General features: G+C 72.3%; 12 protein-coding genes. 4 read left to right on the top strand and 8 right to left on the bottom strand.

Annotated features, from left to right (window positions below; all coding sequences use genetic code 11):
- Window positions 1–12: 12 nt before the first annotated feature.
- A complete protein-coding gene (locus ACZ4M5_RS22305) occupies window positions 13–756 on the bottom strand; it encodes an SAM-dependent methyltransferase (protein WP_467739361.1) in 744 nt (247 codons plus the stop codon).
- A 69-nt stretch (window positions 757–825) separates the two neighbouring features.
- Entirely contained in the window at window positions 826–1,650 is an 825-nt protein-coding gene (locus tag ACZ4M5_RS22300) for a maleylpyruvate isomerase family mycothiol-dependent enzyme (RefSeq protein ID WP_467739359.1), read from the bottom strand.
- A 181-nt stretch (window positions 1,651–1,831) separates the two neighbouring features.
- On the opposite strand from ACZ4M5_RS22300, the gene ACZ4M5_RS22295 reads away from it, so the two are divergent.
- Window positions 1,832–2,632 (top strand): carbon-nitrogen family hydrolase, encoded by an 801-nt coding sequence (locus tag ACZ4M5_RS22295; protein WP_467739357.1) that lies wholly within the window; start codon window positions 1,832–1,834, stop codon window positions 2,630–2,632.
- A gap of 21 nt (window positions 2,633–2,653) precedes the next feature.
- On the opposite strand, the gene ACZ4M5_RS22290 is transcribed toward ACZ4M5_RS22295, so the two are convergent.
- Window positions 2,654–3,145, bottom strand: coding sequence for an LURP-one-related/scramblase family protein (locus tag ACZ4M5_RS22290; RefSeq protein ID WP_467739355.1), 492 nt, complete (start codon window positions 3,143–3,145; stop codon window positions 2,654–2,656).
- 86 nt (window positions 3,146–3,231) lie between these two features.
- Between ACZ4M5_RS22290 and ACZ4M5_RS22285 the strand changes: the two genes are divergently transcribed.
- Window positions 3,232–5,055, top strand: coding sequence for an NHL domain-containing thioredoxin family protein (locus ACZ4M5_RS22285; protein ID WP_467739353.1), 1,824 nt, complete (start codon window positions 3,232–3,234; stop codon window positions 5,053–5,055).
- A 10-nt stretch (window positions 5,056–5,065) separates the two neighbouring features.
- On the opposite strand, the gene ACZ4M5_RS22280 is transcribed toward ACZ4M5_RS22285, so the two are convergent.
- The 3 genes from ACZ4M5_RS22280 to ACZ4M5_RS22270 all read right to left on the bottom strand — a co-directional run bounded on the left by ACZ4M5_RS22280 (window position 5,066) and on the right by ACZ4M5_RS22270 (window position 8,642).
- Window positions 5,066–5,311: a DUF6458 family protein gene (locus ACZ4M5_RS22280; RefSeq protein ID WP_383505627.1), complete on the bottom strand. Its 246-nt coding sequence runs from the start codon at window positions 5,309–5,311 to the stop codon at window positions 5,066–5,068.
- 88 nt (window positions 5,312–5,399) lie between these two features.
- Window positions 5,400–6,737 (bottom strand): M18 family aminopeptidase, encoded by a 1,338-nt coding sequence (locus ACZ4M5_RS22275; RefSeq protein ID WP_467739351.1) that lies wholly within the window; start codon window positions 6,735–6,737, stop codon window positions 5,400–5,402.
- Between the two features lie 78 nt (window positions 6,738–6,815).
- Complete coding sequence (locus ACZ4M5_RS22270) at window positions 6,816–8,642, bottom strand: acyl-CoA dehydrogenase (protein WP_467739349.1); 1,827 nt, start codon at window positions 8,640–8,642, stop codon at window positions 6,816–6,818.
- Between the two features lie 204 nt (window positions 8,643–8,846).
- On the opposite strand from ACZ4M5_RS22270, the gene ACZ4M5_RS22265 reads away from it, so the two are divergent.
- Both ACZ4M5_RS22265 and ACZ4M5_RS22260 read left to right on the top strand, forming a co-directional pair.
- Entirely contained in the window at window positions 8,847–9,311 is a 465-nt protein-coding gene (locus tag ACZ4M5_RS22265; RefSeq protein WP_030245078.1) for an SseB family protein, read from the top strand.
- A gap of 217 nt (window positions 9,312–9,528) precedes the next feature.
- Window positions 9,529–10,506, top strand: a complete 978-nt coding sequence (locus tag ACZ4M5_RS22260; RefSeq protein ID WP_467739347.1) for a pirin family protein — start codon at window positions 9,529–9,531, stop codon at window positions 10,504–10,506.
- A gap of 6 nt (window positions 10,507–10,512) precedes the next feature.
- On the opposite strand, the gene ACZ4M5_RS22255 is transcribed toward ACZ4M5_RS22260, so the two are convergent.
- Both ACZ4M5_RS22255 and ACZ4M5_RS22250 read right to left on the bottom strand, forming a co-directional pair.
- Window positions 10,513–11,286 (bottom strand): hypothetical protein, encoded by a 774-nt coding sequence (locus tag ACZ4M5_RS22255; protein ID WP_467739345.1) that lies wholly within the window; start codon window positions 11,284–11,286, stop codon window positions 10,513–10,515.
- A gap of 134 nt (window positions 11,287–11,420) precedes the next feature.
- Entirely contained in the window at window positions 11,421–13,559 is a 2,139-nt protein-coding gene (locus ACZ4M5_RS22250; protein WP_467739343.1) for a SpoIIE family protein phosphatase, read from the bottom strand.
- Between the last annotated feature and the right edge of the window lie 105 nt (window positions 13,560–13,664).

Genomic DNA, 13,664 nt, shown 5'->3' with positions numbered 1-13,664 from the left:
CCCGCCCCCGCGTCAGGCCGCGGCCCGCACCGGCACGAGCGTGAGGTAGGCCAGGCCCAGGACGCCGCGGTAGGCCAGCCAGGCCGCCCGGTGCCGGTCGGCCCGCTGCCGGACCGCCCCCGCCTCGGGGTGACCGGGGTTCCCGGCGAGCCACACCTCGGTGTCCGCCAGGTACGCCGCCTCGAACTGCTCCCACTCGTCCGGGCTCGCCGTCTCGGTCCACTCGGGCCGGAAACCCGCGCCGACCGCCGCGTCGACCAGACCCGCCAGATCGGGATGGTCGCCGGCGGTGGCACCCGGCCACATGCGCGCCAACTCGCCCGGCGCCGGGGGGCGCTGCCAGAACCCCTCGCCGAGCAGCACCCGGCCGCCGTCGGTGACGAGGCGGCGCAGCTCGGCCAGGGCCTTGGGCAGACGGCTGCCGAGCGCCTGGCTCGCGCCGACGCACAGCACGAGGTCGGCGGGGCCGCGGGCGGTGCCGGTGGCGGACTCCTGGAGGAAGCGGACCCGGGACGCCAGGCCGCGCTCCTCGGCGGCCCCCCGGCCCCGCGCCAGGTCGCCGCCGTCCAGGTCGATCCCGGTACCGGTCGCCTCCGGCGCGGCGGCCAGCACGCGCAGCATCAACTCGCCCCAGCCGCAGCCGATGTCCAGGACCGTCGCGGGGCCGTGGCGGGTGAGGCGCCGCACGAGGGCGTCGGCCCGCTGCTCGGACAGCGGGCCGTGGAAGGTCAGGCGGGAGTGGTCGGAGGGCGTCATGCCCGCGACGCTACGGCGGGAGGCGGGGGAGCGGCACGCGGATTTCCGCCCGCGGCGTCCGCCCGGGGGTTACTGCGTCACCGTGAAGTGCCGCAGGATCGCCGCCGTCAGGTCCGGGTCGCCCTCCGTCTTGACCCGGTCGGTCACCGCCTCCGGCGACACCCGGCCGCAGGCCAGGCGGACGTAGGTCTCCCAGTCGAGGGTGAGGGTCGCCGCGGGGCCGAGCGCCGGGGCCGTCTCCAGGGTGCCGCGGCCCTGGATGTCGACCCGGATCGTGCGCAGGAACTCCACGGGCCCGTGGACGTCGATGACGACCGCCGAGCTGCGCGGTGCTTGCGCGTCCTCGGCGACGACACGCGGGAGTTCCCCGAGCAGCACGTCGCGGGTGACGTGCGCGCCGGGGGAGTCCAGGTTGCCCGGGCGGCCCAGGGCCGTGCGCAGGTCCTGCTCGTGCACCCACACGGCGAACGCGTGCCGCCGCATCGACTCCTCCAGCGTCAGCTCGCTGCCCAGCGGACCCCGCACCTTGGTGCCCGGGTCGCGCGACTCGTTGCGCAGCTGCCGGTTGCGGCGGATGATCACGTACTCCAGCTCGGAGGTCATCTCCGGCGCCGTGTGGTGACGGCGGACGTCGACCTGCATCTCCATGTAGCGCTGGTGGTCGTTGGTGACGTGGAAGAGGTCGCGCGGCAGCGTGTGGATGGGGCGCGGGTCACCGAGCATCTCGCAGTCCAGGCCGATGACATGGGAGACCACGTCCCGCACCGACCATCCCGGGCACGGCGTCCGCCGGTTCCATTCGGCCTCCGCGAGCGGCTGGACCAGCTCGGATATCGCTTCGACGGAGTGGGTCCAGGCGTCGGCGTAGGGCTGGAGGGTGGGATGCAGACTCACGGAACGGGACCCCTCGGCGGTCGGTGCACGGGCAGGTGGTGGCGGCGTTGCCAGTGGGAGGTTGCGGCTGTCGGCGGGTGTCTTGCGAGCTAAGTTACGCTGCTGTGGGGCACCCCGGCAGTGCTTTGGTGTGACGATCGTAGGCCCGTGTGGACGGCTCGAATGCCAGGACGGTGGTAGTGTGCGCGCCTCTGTGATCCAGATCGCCGTGGATGAGGGCGAATCGGTCGAATCGCGCCGCCGGCGGGCCGCCGCGATGGTGCGGGAGCAGGCCGGGAGCGACCTCGTCGTCCTCCCCGAGCTGTGGACCACCGGCGCCTTCGCCTACGACGCGTTCGCGACCGAGGCCGAGCCGCTCGAAGGTCCCACTTACGAGGCCATGGCCAAGGCGGCGAGCGACGCGGGCGTCTGGCTGCACGCCGGGTCCATCCCCGAGCGGGACCCCGAGGGCCCCCTCTACAACACCTCCCTCGTCTTCTCGCCCTCCGGCGAGCTGGCCGCCGCCTACCGCAAGATCCACCGCTTCGGCTTCGACCAGGGCGAGGCCGTCCTGATGGGCGCCGGGTCGGATCTGGTGACGGTCCGTCTGCCGGCCACCACCCTGGGCCTGTCGACCTGTTACGACCTGCGCTTCCCCGAACTCTTCCGCGGTCTCGTCGACGCCGGCGCCGAGACGCTCGTGGTGGCGGCGGGCTGGCCGGAGCGCCGCCGGTCCCACTGGACGCTGCTCGCGCAGGCACGGGCGGTGGAGAACCAGGCGTTCGTCGTCGCGTGCGCAACGGGGGGGACCCACGCCGGAGTTCCCCAGGCCGGTCACTCGATCGTGGTGGACCCGTGGGGCGAGGTGCTGGGCGAGGCCGGGGCCGGCGAGGAGGTCCTGACGGTGGAGTTCGACCCGGGGAAGGTCGCCGCCACCCGGGAGCAGTTCCCCGCGCTGAAGGACCGCCTGCTCGGCCTGGAGCCCCCGCGCCGGCGGCCGTGACGGCTCCGGCCGGCAGCGGGCTCAGTCCTCGCGCTCCTTCTCCGCCAGGTGGATCACGCACACCGCCACGGCGATGAGCAGGGCCGGATCAGCGTCCTCCCTGATGACGTCCACCCCGTAGGTGTCCCGCAGGGTCAGCAGCCGGCGGGAGACCACCGCCAGCAGCTCCCCGTCGTACTCGACGGCGAACTCCCGGTCGAGGATCTTGCCGCTGACGTCCAGCTCGTTGCCGTCGGCCAGGGACACGCGGTAGTGGTTGCGCAGCAGGGACAGCCGCTTGCGGCGGATCGTCGCCAGCGGCTCCCCGGCCCGCTGGAGCACCATCGTGTCGCGCAGGGCGAGCATCTTCTGGTGGATGTCGACCAGGACGGTGCCCTGGAGGTCCTTCAGCTCCCAGGTGTCCCGCAGCCGCAGGGCCTTGCCGTCGACGAGGAACACCTTGGCGCCGTGCTCGTCCTCGATCCAGTAGTCGTCACCGAAGCCGAGGAGCCGGTCGTACACGAGGAATCTCATGACACGAGGGCTTCCCCGTCGCCGGCCGCGCGACGCGGCCGCTAGGCCGACGGGCTGAGCCGGTACCGGGATGGCAGGCTGGGCACATGGCCGATCCCGCACCCGGGCGCCGCCGGGCCCGTGTCCGTGCCCCCGAGCTCACCGGCCGGGGCGGCTGGATCAACACGGGCGGACGCCGGTACCGCCTGGCCGACCTGCGAGGACGCGTCGTCGTGCTCGACTTCTGGACCTCCTGCTGCATCAACTGCCTGCACGTCATCGACGAGCTGCGGGACCTGGAGCGCAGGCACCGGGACACCGTCGTCGTGATCGGGGTCCACTCGCCGAAGTTCGCGCACGAGAGCGAGCACCGGGCGGTCGTGGACGCCGTGGAGCGGTACGGGGTGGAGCACCCGGTCCTCGACGACCCGGAGCTGGCGACCTGGAAGCAGTACGCCGTGCGGGCCTGGCCGACGCTCGTCGTGATCGACCCCGAGGGCTACGTGGTCGCCCGGCACGCCGGTGAGGGCCATGTGCACACCATCGAGCGGCTGGTCCGGGAGCTGGAGGCCGAGCACGCCGCCAAGGGCACGCTCCGGCGCGGCGACGGGCCGTACGTGGCGCCGGAGCCGGAGCCGACGGTGCTGCGCTTCCCCGGCAAGGTGCTGCTGCTGCCGGGCGGGAACCTCCTGGTGAGCGACACGAGCCGGCACCGGCTGGTGGAACTGGCCGGGGACGGCGAGACGGTGGTGCGCCGGATCGGGTCGGGGCGGCGGGGGTTCGCCGACGGCGGTCCCGACGCCGCCGCCTTCGACGAGCCGCAGGGGCTCGCCCTGCTCGGCGACGGCTCCGTCGTCGTCGCCGACACCGTCAACCACGCCCTGCGGCGGGTGGATCCGGTGAGCGGTGAGGTCACCACCCTCGCGGGCACCGGCCGGCAGTGGTGGCCGGGATCACCGGCCGCGGGCCCGGCCCGGGAGGTGGACCTGTCCTCGCCCTGGGACGTCGCCGTGTGGCAGGGCAGGGTGTGGATCGCCATGGCCGGGGTGCACCAGTTGTGGGTGTACGACCCGGAGGGCGGCACGGCTGCGGTCGCGGCCGGCACGAGGAACGAGGGGCTGGTCGACGGGCCCGGGGACGAGGCCTGGTTCGCGCAGCCGTCCGGCCTGGCCGCCACGCCCGGGCGGCTGTGGGTCGCGGACTCCGAGACGTCGGCCCTGCGCTGGGTGGACTGGGACGGCACCGTCCGCACGGCCGTCGGCACCGGCCTGTTCGACTTCGGGCACCGGGACGGCGCCGCCGGACAGGCCCTGCTCCAGCACCCGTTGGGCGTCACCGCCCTGCCGGACGGTTCGGTGGCCGTCGCCGACACCTACAACCACGCCCTGCGGCGCTACGACCCCGCTACGGGCGAGGTGACCACCCTGGCCACGGACCTGCGTGAGCCCGGCGGCGCGGTGGTCGTGGGCGAGGACGTGGTGGTCGTCGAGTCGGCCCGGCACCGGCTGACCCGGCTGCGACTGCCTCCCGAGGTGCTCGACGTGCCCGGGTCGGCCGGCCGTGCACGGCGGGAGACGGCGCACGTGGCCGCCGGGGCGCTCCGGCTGGACGTCGTGTTCGAGGCGCCGCCCGGGCAGGTGCCGGACGCCCGGTACGGCCCGGCGACCCGGCTGGTCGTCTCGGCGACCCCGCCGGAACTGCTGCGCGCGGGCGAGGGCGCGGGGACGGGGCTGTCCCGTACCCTCGCGCTCGACCCCTCCGTGACGGAGGGCGTGCTGCACGTCCGGGCCATGGCCGCCTCCTGTGACGACGACCCGGACATCCCGTATCCCGCCTGCCGTGTGCATCAGCGGGACTGGGATGTGCCCGTCCGTCTCGACGGTGCGGGGGTGGACCGGTTGTCCCTGGTGCTGACCGGGACGGACGCCTGAGCGGCAGGCGTCACACCCCGTATCCGCCGTGGTAGCCGTCGCGGCGGGCCGCCGGGTCGTCCACGACCGGCGTCGTGGGGGGCACGACCACGCGCCTGCGCCGGTAAATGCTGCTGAACACCGTGACGCCAATCAGTCCGACGATCATGAAGATGATGCCGACCAGGTCGAGGTTGACCCCCTGCATGTCCCAGTCGGTCGCGAACGTGAGGATGGCTCCCACGGCGATGAGGATGATGCATCCGCCGAGGCCCATGAGTGTCGCCTCCCTGTACGGTCCGGACGTTCCGGTCCCGGAACACCGGGTACCCCGGGGGCGAACACCCATGCGGTGAGGGGCCGTTCTACCTCTCCAGAAACGCCGTCAGGGCGTTGGCCAGCAGGAACGGGTCGTCGGCGCCGCAGAGTTCGCGGGCGCTGTGCATCGACAGGATGGCCACGCCGATGTCGACGGTGCGGATGCCGTGCCGGGCGGCCGTGATCGGGCCGATCGTGGTGCCGCAGGGCATGGAGTTGTTGGAGACGAACGACTGGAACGGCACGTCGGCCGCCTCGCAGGCCGCTGCGAACTCGGCGCGTCCCGAACCGTCGGTGGCGTAGCGGTTGTTGACGTTGACCTTGAGGATGGGCCCGCCGTTGACGCGCGGGTGGTGCGTCGGGTCGTGCCGCTCGGCGTAGTTGGGGTGGACGGCGTGGCCGGTGTCGGAGGACAGGCAGACGGTGCCGGCGAAGGCGCGGGCCCGGTCCTCGTAGGTGCCGCCGCGGGCGAAGACCGAGCGCTCCAGCACGTTGCCGAGGAGGGGTCCGTCGGCGCCGGTGTCGGACTGGGAGCCGTTCTCCTCGTGGTCGAAGGCGGCGAGGACGGGGATGGAGGCGGGCGCGGTCGCGGACGCGGCCACGGCGGCGAGGGCGGCGGTGCCGGCGTGCACGGACAGCAGGTTGTCCATGCGGGGCCCGGCGACGAGTTCGCGGTCGCGGCCGAGGTAGGCGGGCGGTTCGACGGAATGGGTCATGAGGTCCCAGCCGGTGACCTCGCCCGCCGGGATGCCGGCGCTCTCCTCCAGGAAGGCGATGAGGTCGCCGTCGCGCACCTCGCGGCCGAGGCCCCAGACGGGCTGCAGGTGCCGCTGCTTGTCGAGCTTGAGGCCGTCGGCGGTGACCGAGCGGTCCAGGTGGATGGCGAGCTGCGGGACGCGCAGCAGCGGCCGGTCCACGTTGACCAGACGGGTGGAGCCGTCGCGCAGGGTCAGCCGGCCGGCGAGGCCGAGGTCGCGGTCCAGCCAGGAGTTGAGCAGCGGTCCGCCGTAGATCTCCACGGCCACCTGGCGCCAGCCGTGCGCCCCGCTGTCGGGCCGGGGCTTGACGCGCAGGTTGGGGGAGTCGGTGTGGGCGCCGACGATCCGGAACGGCGTGTGCGGTGCGGCGCCCTCCGGCACGAACCAGGCGACGATGGCGCCGCCGCGCAGCACGTACTTGCCGCCGCTCGTCCCGTCCCAGGCGTCCGTCTCGGCGACCTGCCGGAACCCGGCCTTCTCCAGCCGCTCGGCGGCGTTGGCCACGGCGTGGTACGGCGAGGGGCTCGCCGCGAGGAAGGCCATGAGGTCGTCGGTGTGGCCGCGGTCGAACGTGCGGGTCGCGCGCGTGGCGCTCGGGGAGGAGGACGGGCGGGCAGGTTGGGTCATGGCTTCACCTTAACGACGGACGAGGGCCTGTTCCCCACGGTGGGGAACAGGCCCTCGTACAAGGGGCGGGAGCGCGGTCTAGAACGCGGCCTCGTCCAGCTCCATCAGGTCCAGCTCGACGCCCTCGGCGACCTTGCGGGCCAGGGTGACGCCCGGCAGGACGTTGGCGGCGAAGAACTTCGCGGCGGCGATCTTGCCGGTGTAGAAGGCCTTGTCCTTGGCGGTGGCGGTCTCCAGCTTCTCGGCGGCGATCGCGGCGCCCTTGAGCAGCAGGTACCCGACGACGACGTCACCGGAGGCCATCAGCAGGCGGGTGGTGTTCAGACCCACCTTGTAGATGTTCTTGACGTCCTGCTCGGTGGCCGCGAGGTCGGTGAGCATCAGGCCGACGATGGCCTCCAGCTCGACGGCGGCCTTGGCGAGGTGCTCGCGGGCGCCGGCCAGCTCCTCGCCGCCCGTGCCGAGGGCGAGGAACTTCTTGATGTCCTCGGCCAGGCCGTTCAGCGCTGCGCCCTGGTTGCGGACGATCTTCCGGAAGAAGAAGTCCTGGCCCTGGATCGCCGTGGTGCCCTCGTAGAGGGTGTCGATCTTGGAGTCCCGGATGTACTGCTCGATCGGGTACTCCTGCAGGAAGCCGGAGCCGCCGAAGGTCTGCAGCGACTGGGCGAGCTGCTCGTAGCCCTTCTCGGAGCCGTAGCCCTTGACGATGGGCAGGAGCAGGTCGTTCAGCGCGTGCTCGGCGGTGGCGTCCTCGCCGGTGGCCTCCTTGATCTGGATGGCGTCCTGGATCGAGGCGGTGTACATCACCAGCGCGCGCATGCCCTCGGCGTACGCCTTCTGCGTCATGAGCGAGCGGCGGACGTCCGGGTGGTGGGTGACGGTGACCTTGGGCGCGGTCTTGTCCATGAAGTTCGCGAGGTCGGGGCCCTGGACGCGCTCCTTGGCGTACTCCAGCGCGTTCAGGTAGCCGGTCGACAGCGTGGAGATCGCCTTCGTGCCGACCATCATGCGGGCGAACTCGATGATGCGGAACATCTGGCGGATGCCGTCGTGCTTGTCGCCGATCAGCCAGCCCTTGGCGGGGTGCTTGTCGCCGAAGGTCATCTCGCAGGTGTTGGAGGCCTTCAGGCCCATCTTGTGCTCGACGTTGGTGGCGTAGACGCCGTTGCGCTCGCCGAGCTCGCCGGTCTCGAAGTCGAAGAGGTACTTCGGGACGAGGAAGAGGGACAGGCCCTTGGTGCCGGGGCCGGCGCCCTCGGGGCGGGCCAGCACGTAGTGGAGGATGTTCTCCGACATGTCGTGCTCACCGGAGGTGATGAAGCGCTTCACGCCCTCGATGTGCCAGGAGCCGTCCTCCTGCTGCACGGCCTTGGTGCGGCCGGCGCCCACGTCGGAGCCCGCGTCGGGCTCGGTGAGCACCATCGTGGAGCCCCACTGCTTCTCGGTGGCGATCTTGGCTATGTGCTTCTGGACCTCGTTGCCCTCCTCGAAGAGGATGCCGGCGAAGGCGGGGCCCGAGGAGTACATCCACACGGCCGGGTTGGCGCCCAGGATCAGCTCGGCGTAGGCCCAGATGAGGGAGCGGGGCGCGGTGGTGCCGCCGATCTCCTCGGGCAGCCCGAGACGCCAGTACTCGGAGTCCATGAAGGCCTGGTAGCTCTTCTTGAAGGAGGCGGGGACCGGCGCGGTGTTGGTCTCCGGGTCGAAGACCGGCGGGTTGCGGTCGGCGTCGGCGAAGGACTCGGCCAGCTCGTTCTCGGAGAGGCGGGTCAGCTCCTCCAGGATGCTCTTGGCGGTCTCGACGTCCATCTCCTCGAACGGGCCGGTGCCGTACACCTTGTCGCGCCCGAGTACTTCGAAGAGGTTGAACTCGATGTCGCGGAGATTCGACTTGTAGTGCCCCATGGTGACGGCTCCCGGCTCCCTAGAGAGATCGGCGAGGCACTGGATCCTCGCGCTAGTTCACGTACCAACAAGTAGCTACGATGATGCTACCCGTCAGTAATAAGACGCAACCCCACCCGGTCATCTGTGACAGGTCCCACCGGGACGGTCAAGGGCCCGGCGTACCGGCACCCCCGCATCGCCGCGCTCGGTACGCTTGCGCTCATGTACGGCTACGACCAGACAGCGGGCCCGCAAGCGCAGTACGCCCCTCCGCAGCAGCCGATGTCCGGCGGGTACGGGCAGCAGCCGCCGTTGTACCCCGAGCCGTCCCCGCCCTCGCTCACGGACGCGGTGCGCGCCTTCACCACCGGGCAGATGGCCGCCGAGGACTTCCAGCAGGTCTTCGCCACCTCGAAGGTGTACTGCCCGCGCGGTGACAACCCCGGATTCCTCGCGCTGCACAACACCCAGCAGCCGGTGATCCCCATGTTCAGCACCCTCAAGGAGCTGCGCCGGTACGCGGGCAAGGAGTCCAAGTACTTCGTGATCACCGGCGCGGAGGTGCTGGACCTGCTGCCGACCGGCTACGGGTTCGTCCTCGACATGGAGGGCGAGCACCGCATGGTGTTCGACGCGAAGGCCGTGGAGCAGATGGTGGAGTTCGCGATGCGGCGGATGTACGGCTAGAGGCCGTCGCCGCGCAGCCGGCTGACCGCCGTTCCGCCGGCCGGTCGGGCACCCGGAGGCCGTCACCCCGTGGAGGGGTGGCGGCCTTTCGTCGTGCAGGTCCTCCGTGGTTCGCTGCGCCGTCCCCCGGCCGGGAATGCGGTCCCGGGTTCCGTGGTTGGGGGTGGCAGAAAGTTCAACGCTCAACTAAACTGGGCGTACCCGAGGAGGAACCGACATGCCTGCTGTGACCGTCGAGAACCCGCTGACCCTGCCCCGCGTGACCGCGCCCGCCGACGCCGTGGCACGTCCCGTGCTCGCCGTCACGACCGCTCCGAGCGGTTTCGAGGGCGAGGGGTTCCCGGTGCGCCGGGCGTTCGCGGGGATCAACTACCGCTACCTGGACCCGTTCATCATGATGGACCAGATGGGCGAGGTGGAGTACGCGCCGGGCGAGCCCAAGGGCACCCCCTGGCACCCGCACCGCGGCTTCGAGACCGTCACGTACATCATCGACGGGATCTTCGACCACCAGGACTCCAACGGAGGCGGCGGCACGATCACCAACGGCGACACCCAGTGGATGACGGCCGGCTCGGGCCTGCTGCACATCGAGGCTCCTCCGGAGCACCTGGTGACGTCCGGCGGGCTCTTCCACGGCCTGCAGCTGTGGGTGAACCTCCCGGCCAAGGACAAGATGATGGCCCCGCGCTACCAGGACATCCGCGGCGGCTCGGTCCAGCTGCTCACCACCCCCGACGGCGGTGCGCTGCTGCGGGTCATCGCCGGTGAGCTGGACGGCCACCAGGGCCCCGGCATCACCCACACGCCGATCACGATGATCCACGCGACGGTGGCGGCGGGCGCGGAGCTGACCCTGCCGTGGCGCGAGGACTTCAACGGCCTGGCGTACGTCCTGGCCGGGCGCGGCAGCGTCGGCACGGACCGCCGTCCGGTCCACACCGGGCAGACCGCGGTCTTCGGCGCGGGCTCCTCGCTGACCGTCCGCGCGGACGACCGGCAGGACTCCCACACCCCGGACCTCGAGGTCGTCCTGCTCGGCGGGCAGCCCATCCGGGAGCCGATGGCCCACTACGGCCCGTTCGTGATGAACACCAAGGACGAGCTCATGCAGGCCTTCGAGGACTTCCAGAAGGGCCGGCTGGGCACGGTCCCGGCGGTGCACGGGATGACCGAGAGCGGCCCGCAGGACTGACGGGCGTCACCGCTCCTCGGACTTCTCCCACAGGGTGACGTCCATGGTGACGGACGACAGGCCGTTGCTGTCCTTCTGCCAGCCCAGGACGGTGAGGGCCGCCACCCGGTTCTCGTCGGTGAGCACGCAGGCGGTCAGGCCCTGGGCGATGTTCTTCCGGTCGATGGTGAAGCCGAAGTCGGTGGCCGCCGCGCAGCTCTCGGCGGTCGCCGGGCCCTCGACGGTGGCGAGGTCGCCGCTCGCTCCGGCGAGGGTCCAGCCGTTGCCGCCGGACGGCATGGTGAAGGTGATGTCGGAGACCGCGTTGGTGAAGTCCAGGTCCAGGTTCGACGAGGACCGCAGCACCACTTTGCGGTGCTCACGAACGGCCCCCGCCGCCGGCCCGCCGTCGGCCGCCGGGGTGGCGTGGCCGGGCCCGCCGGTGGCGGGCGAGCCGGACGTGGGCGGTGCCGAGGTGGCGCCCGCGTCCGCGGCCTGCGGGCCCGGGCCCGCTCCGCTCGCGTCCGGCCCGCCGGTGTTCCTCGCCGCCTCGGGACCCGAGGAGACGCTCGTCCCGGGCCCGGTCCCCGTGCCGCCGGAGCCGCCCTGACCGGCGAGCAGCTGGTACCCGACCACGCCACCGGCCGCCACCACGGCCAGGGCCACCACGGCGGTGGCGGGGCCCTTGTAGGAGAGACGTCCGAGCTTGACGTGCGTGGAGGGGTCGCGCCGCCCGCCCTCGTACGACATCGAGAAGGAGGAACTCCTGCCCCGTTCCTCACGGGATGCGGACTTGCCCATGCGACTTCCTTGCCTGCGGTCGGAATCGGCCAGGGCACACATCGTGCAGGTGGTGTGAAGGGCGTCGTCGTCACTCACCCGGTGGTCACACGAAAGGGTGTATCGATGTCATCGGGTTGACGCCGGCGGGTTCGTCACGGCGTCCACGCGCCGTCGCCCGAGCCGTTCACCGACTCGTAGAGCTCGTACCAGATGCTCTTGCCCTCGCCGCGCGGCTCGACCCCCCAGGCGTGCGCGAGCAGTTCGATCAGCACCAGGCCGCGGCCGGAGGACGCCAGCTCGCCCGGCCTGCGCTTGTGCGGCAGATCGTCACCGGCGTCCGTCACCTCGACGCGCAGCCGCCGCTCCCCCGCGGCACCGGTCAGCTCCACGACCAGCAGCGCGTCGGAGTCGGTGTGCACCAGGACGTTCGTCAGCAGTTCCGACAGCAGCAGCACCGCCGAGTCCACCTGGTCCGGCGAGGACCAGTCGTGCAGCAGCTCCCGCAGCTGCTGCCGGGCGACCGCGACCCGCTCCGGCTCCGCCTGCGCCACCGTCAGCACCGACCGCCGCACCGGTGGCGTCGCCGCCCGGGTGTCCCCGCAGCCGCAGCCCCCGCCCTCCCGGCTCAGCAGCAGCATGGCGATGTCGTCCTCGCGGCGGTCGGCCAGCGGGCCGGTGGTGTGGTGCGACGACGGACCGTGCACGGCCTGCACCAGGGTGTCGGCCAGCTCCTCCAGGTCCCCCGTGTGCTCCTCCAGGATCGCCCGCAGCCGCCGCCAGCCGGTCTCCAGGTCGTGACCGCCGGTCTCGATCAGGCCGTCCGTGCAGATCAGCATGGTCTCGCCGGGCTCCAGCACCAGCCGGGTCGTCGGGTAGTCGGCGTCCGGGTCGATGCCCAGCGGCAGCCCGCCCGAGGTCGGCCGGGTCAGCACCGTGCCGTCGGCCATCCGGATCGCCGGGTCCGGATGGCCCGCCCGGGCGATGTCCAGCACCCCCGACGACGGGTCGACCTCGACGTAGACACAGGTCGCGAAGCGCGGGTCGTACGGGTCCTCGTCGCTGATGCCGTGCAGGAAGCGCGAGGCCCGGGACAGCACGGCGTCGGGGCGGTGCCCTTCGGAGGCGTAGGCGCGCAGGGCGATGCGCAGCTGCCCCATCAGGCCCGCCGCCCGGACGTCATGGCCCTGGACGTCCCCGATGACCAGCGCGAAGCGTCCGCTGGGCAGCGGGATCACGTCGTACCAGTCACCGCCGACCTGGAGGCCGCCGCCGGTGGGCACGTAACGGGCGGCCACACTCATACCCGGGATGCGCTGGGGCCCCAGCCTCGGCAGCATCGTGCGCTGGAGCCCGTCGGTCAGGGCCCGCTCGCTCTCCGCCAGCCCCGCCCGGGTCAGCGCCTGCGCCAGCATCCGCGCCACGGTCGCCAGCACGGACCGCTCGTCCGGGGTGAAGGCGACCGGGTAGGCGAAGGCCGCCATCCACGCGCCCATCGTGCGGCCGGCCACGGTCAGCGGCAGGAACGCCCAGGAGCGGCGCCCGAACCGCTCGGCGAGCGGCCACGTCAGGGGGTAGCGCGCCTTGTACTCCTGCGCCGACGACAGGTACACCGCCCGGCCCGTGCGCACCACCTCCGCGGCCGGGTAGTCCGTGTCCAGCGGCATGTCCGAGAAGGGGTTCTCGGTGCCCCGTTGCTGGCCGTGGTGGCCGATGACCGTCAGCCGGTCGCCCTCCACCCCGAACACGGCCAGCCCGTCCGGTGAGAAGCCCGGCATCGAGAGATTGGCCGTGACCCGCAGGACCTCCTGGGTGGAGCGCGCCTCCGCCAGCGCCCGGCCCGCGTCCAGCAGGAACGCCTCCCGCGAGCGCCGCCAGTCGCCGGTGACCGCACTGCGCCCCGCCGGCGTGCCCGGTGTCGGCTCGGTGACCTCCTGGAGGGTGCCGATCAGCAGATACGCCTTGCGGGCGCGGTCGAAGGTCGGCTTGGAGCGGCTGCGCACGACCCGGATCACGCGCCCCTGCTCGTCCATGATCCGGATGCGGACCTCGGCGAGGGTGGCCTCGGCGACGGCCAGCTGGACCACGCCGGTGATCTCGTTCCAGTCCACCGGGTGCAGCCGGGCCCGGGCCTGCGCCTCGGTGAGCGTGACCTGCGCGGCGGGCAGCCCGAGCAGCCGTGCCGCCTCGGCGTCGACCGTGACCAGCCCGGTGGCGGTGTCCCATTGCCACAGGCCGGTCGCGAGGGCGGCCAGTGCCTCCCCCACGGCGGGCAGGGGCTCGCCAGTGCGCATTGCCCCACTTTAGGAAGAGACGCTCGAAGACTGCCACCGAAGGCGGACCCGTGCGCGATGCACAACTGGGGAGAGCCGATCTTCACCTGCCCGGTACGCTGGGGA

This window comes from Streptomyces sp. NPDC026246 (assembly GCF_055567995.1).
Note: the sequence above shows the minus strand (reverse complement) of the source record. Positions and strands in the feature narration are given on the sequence as shown.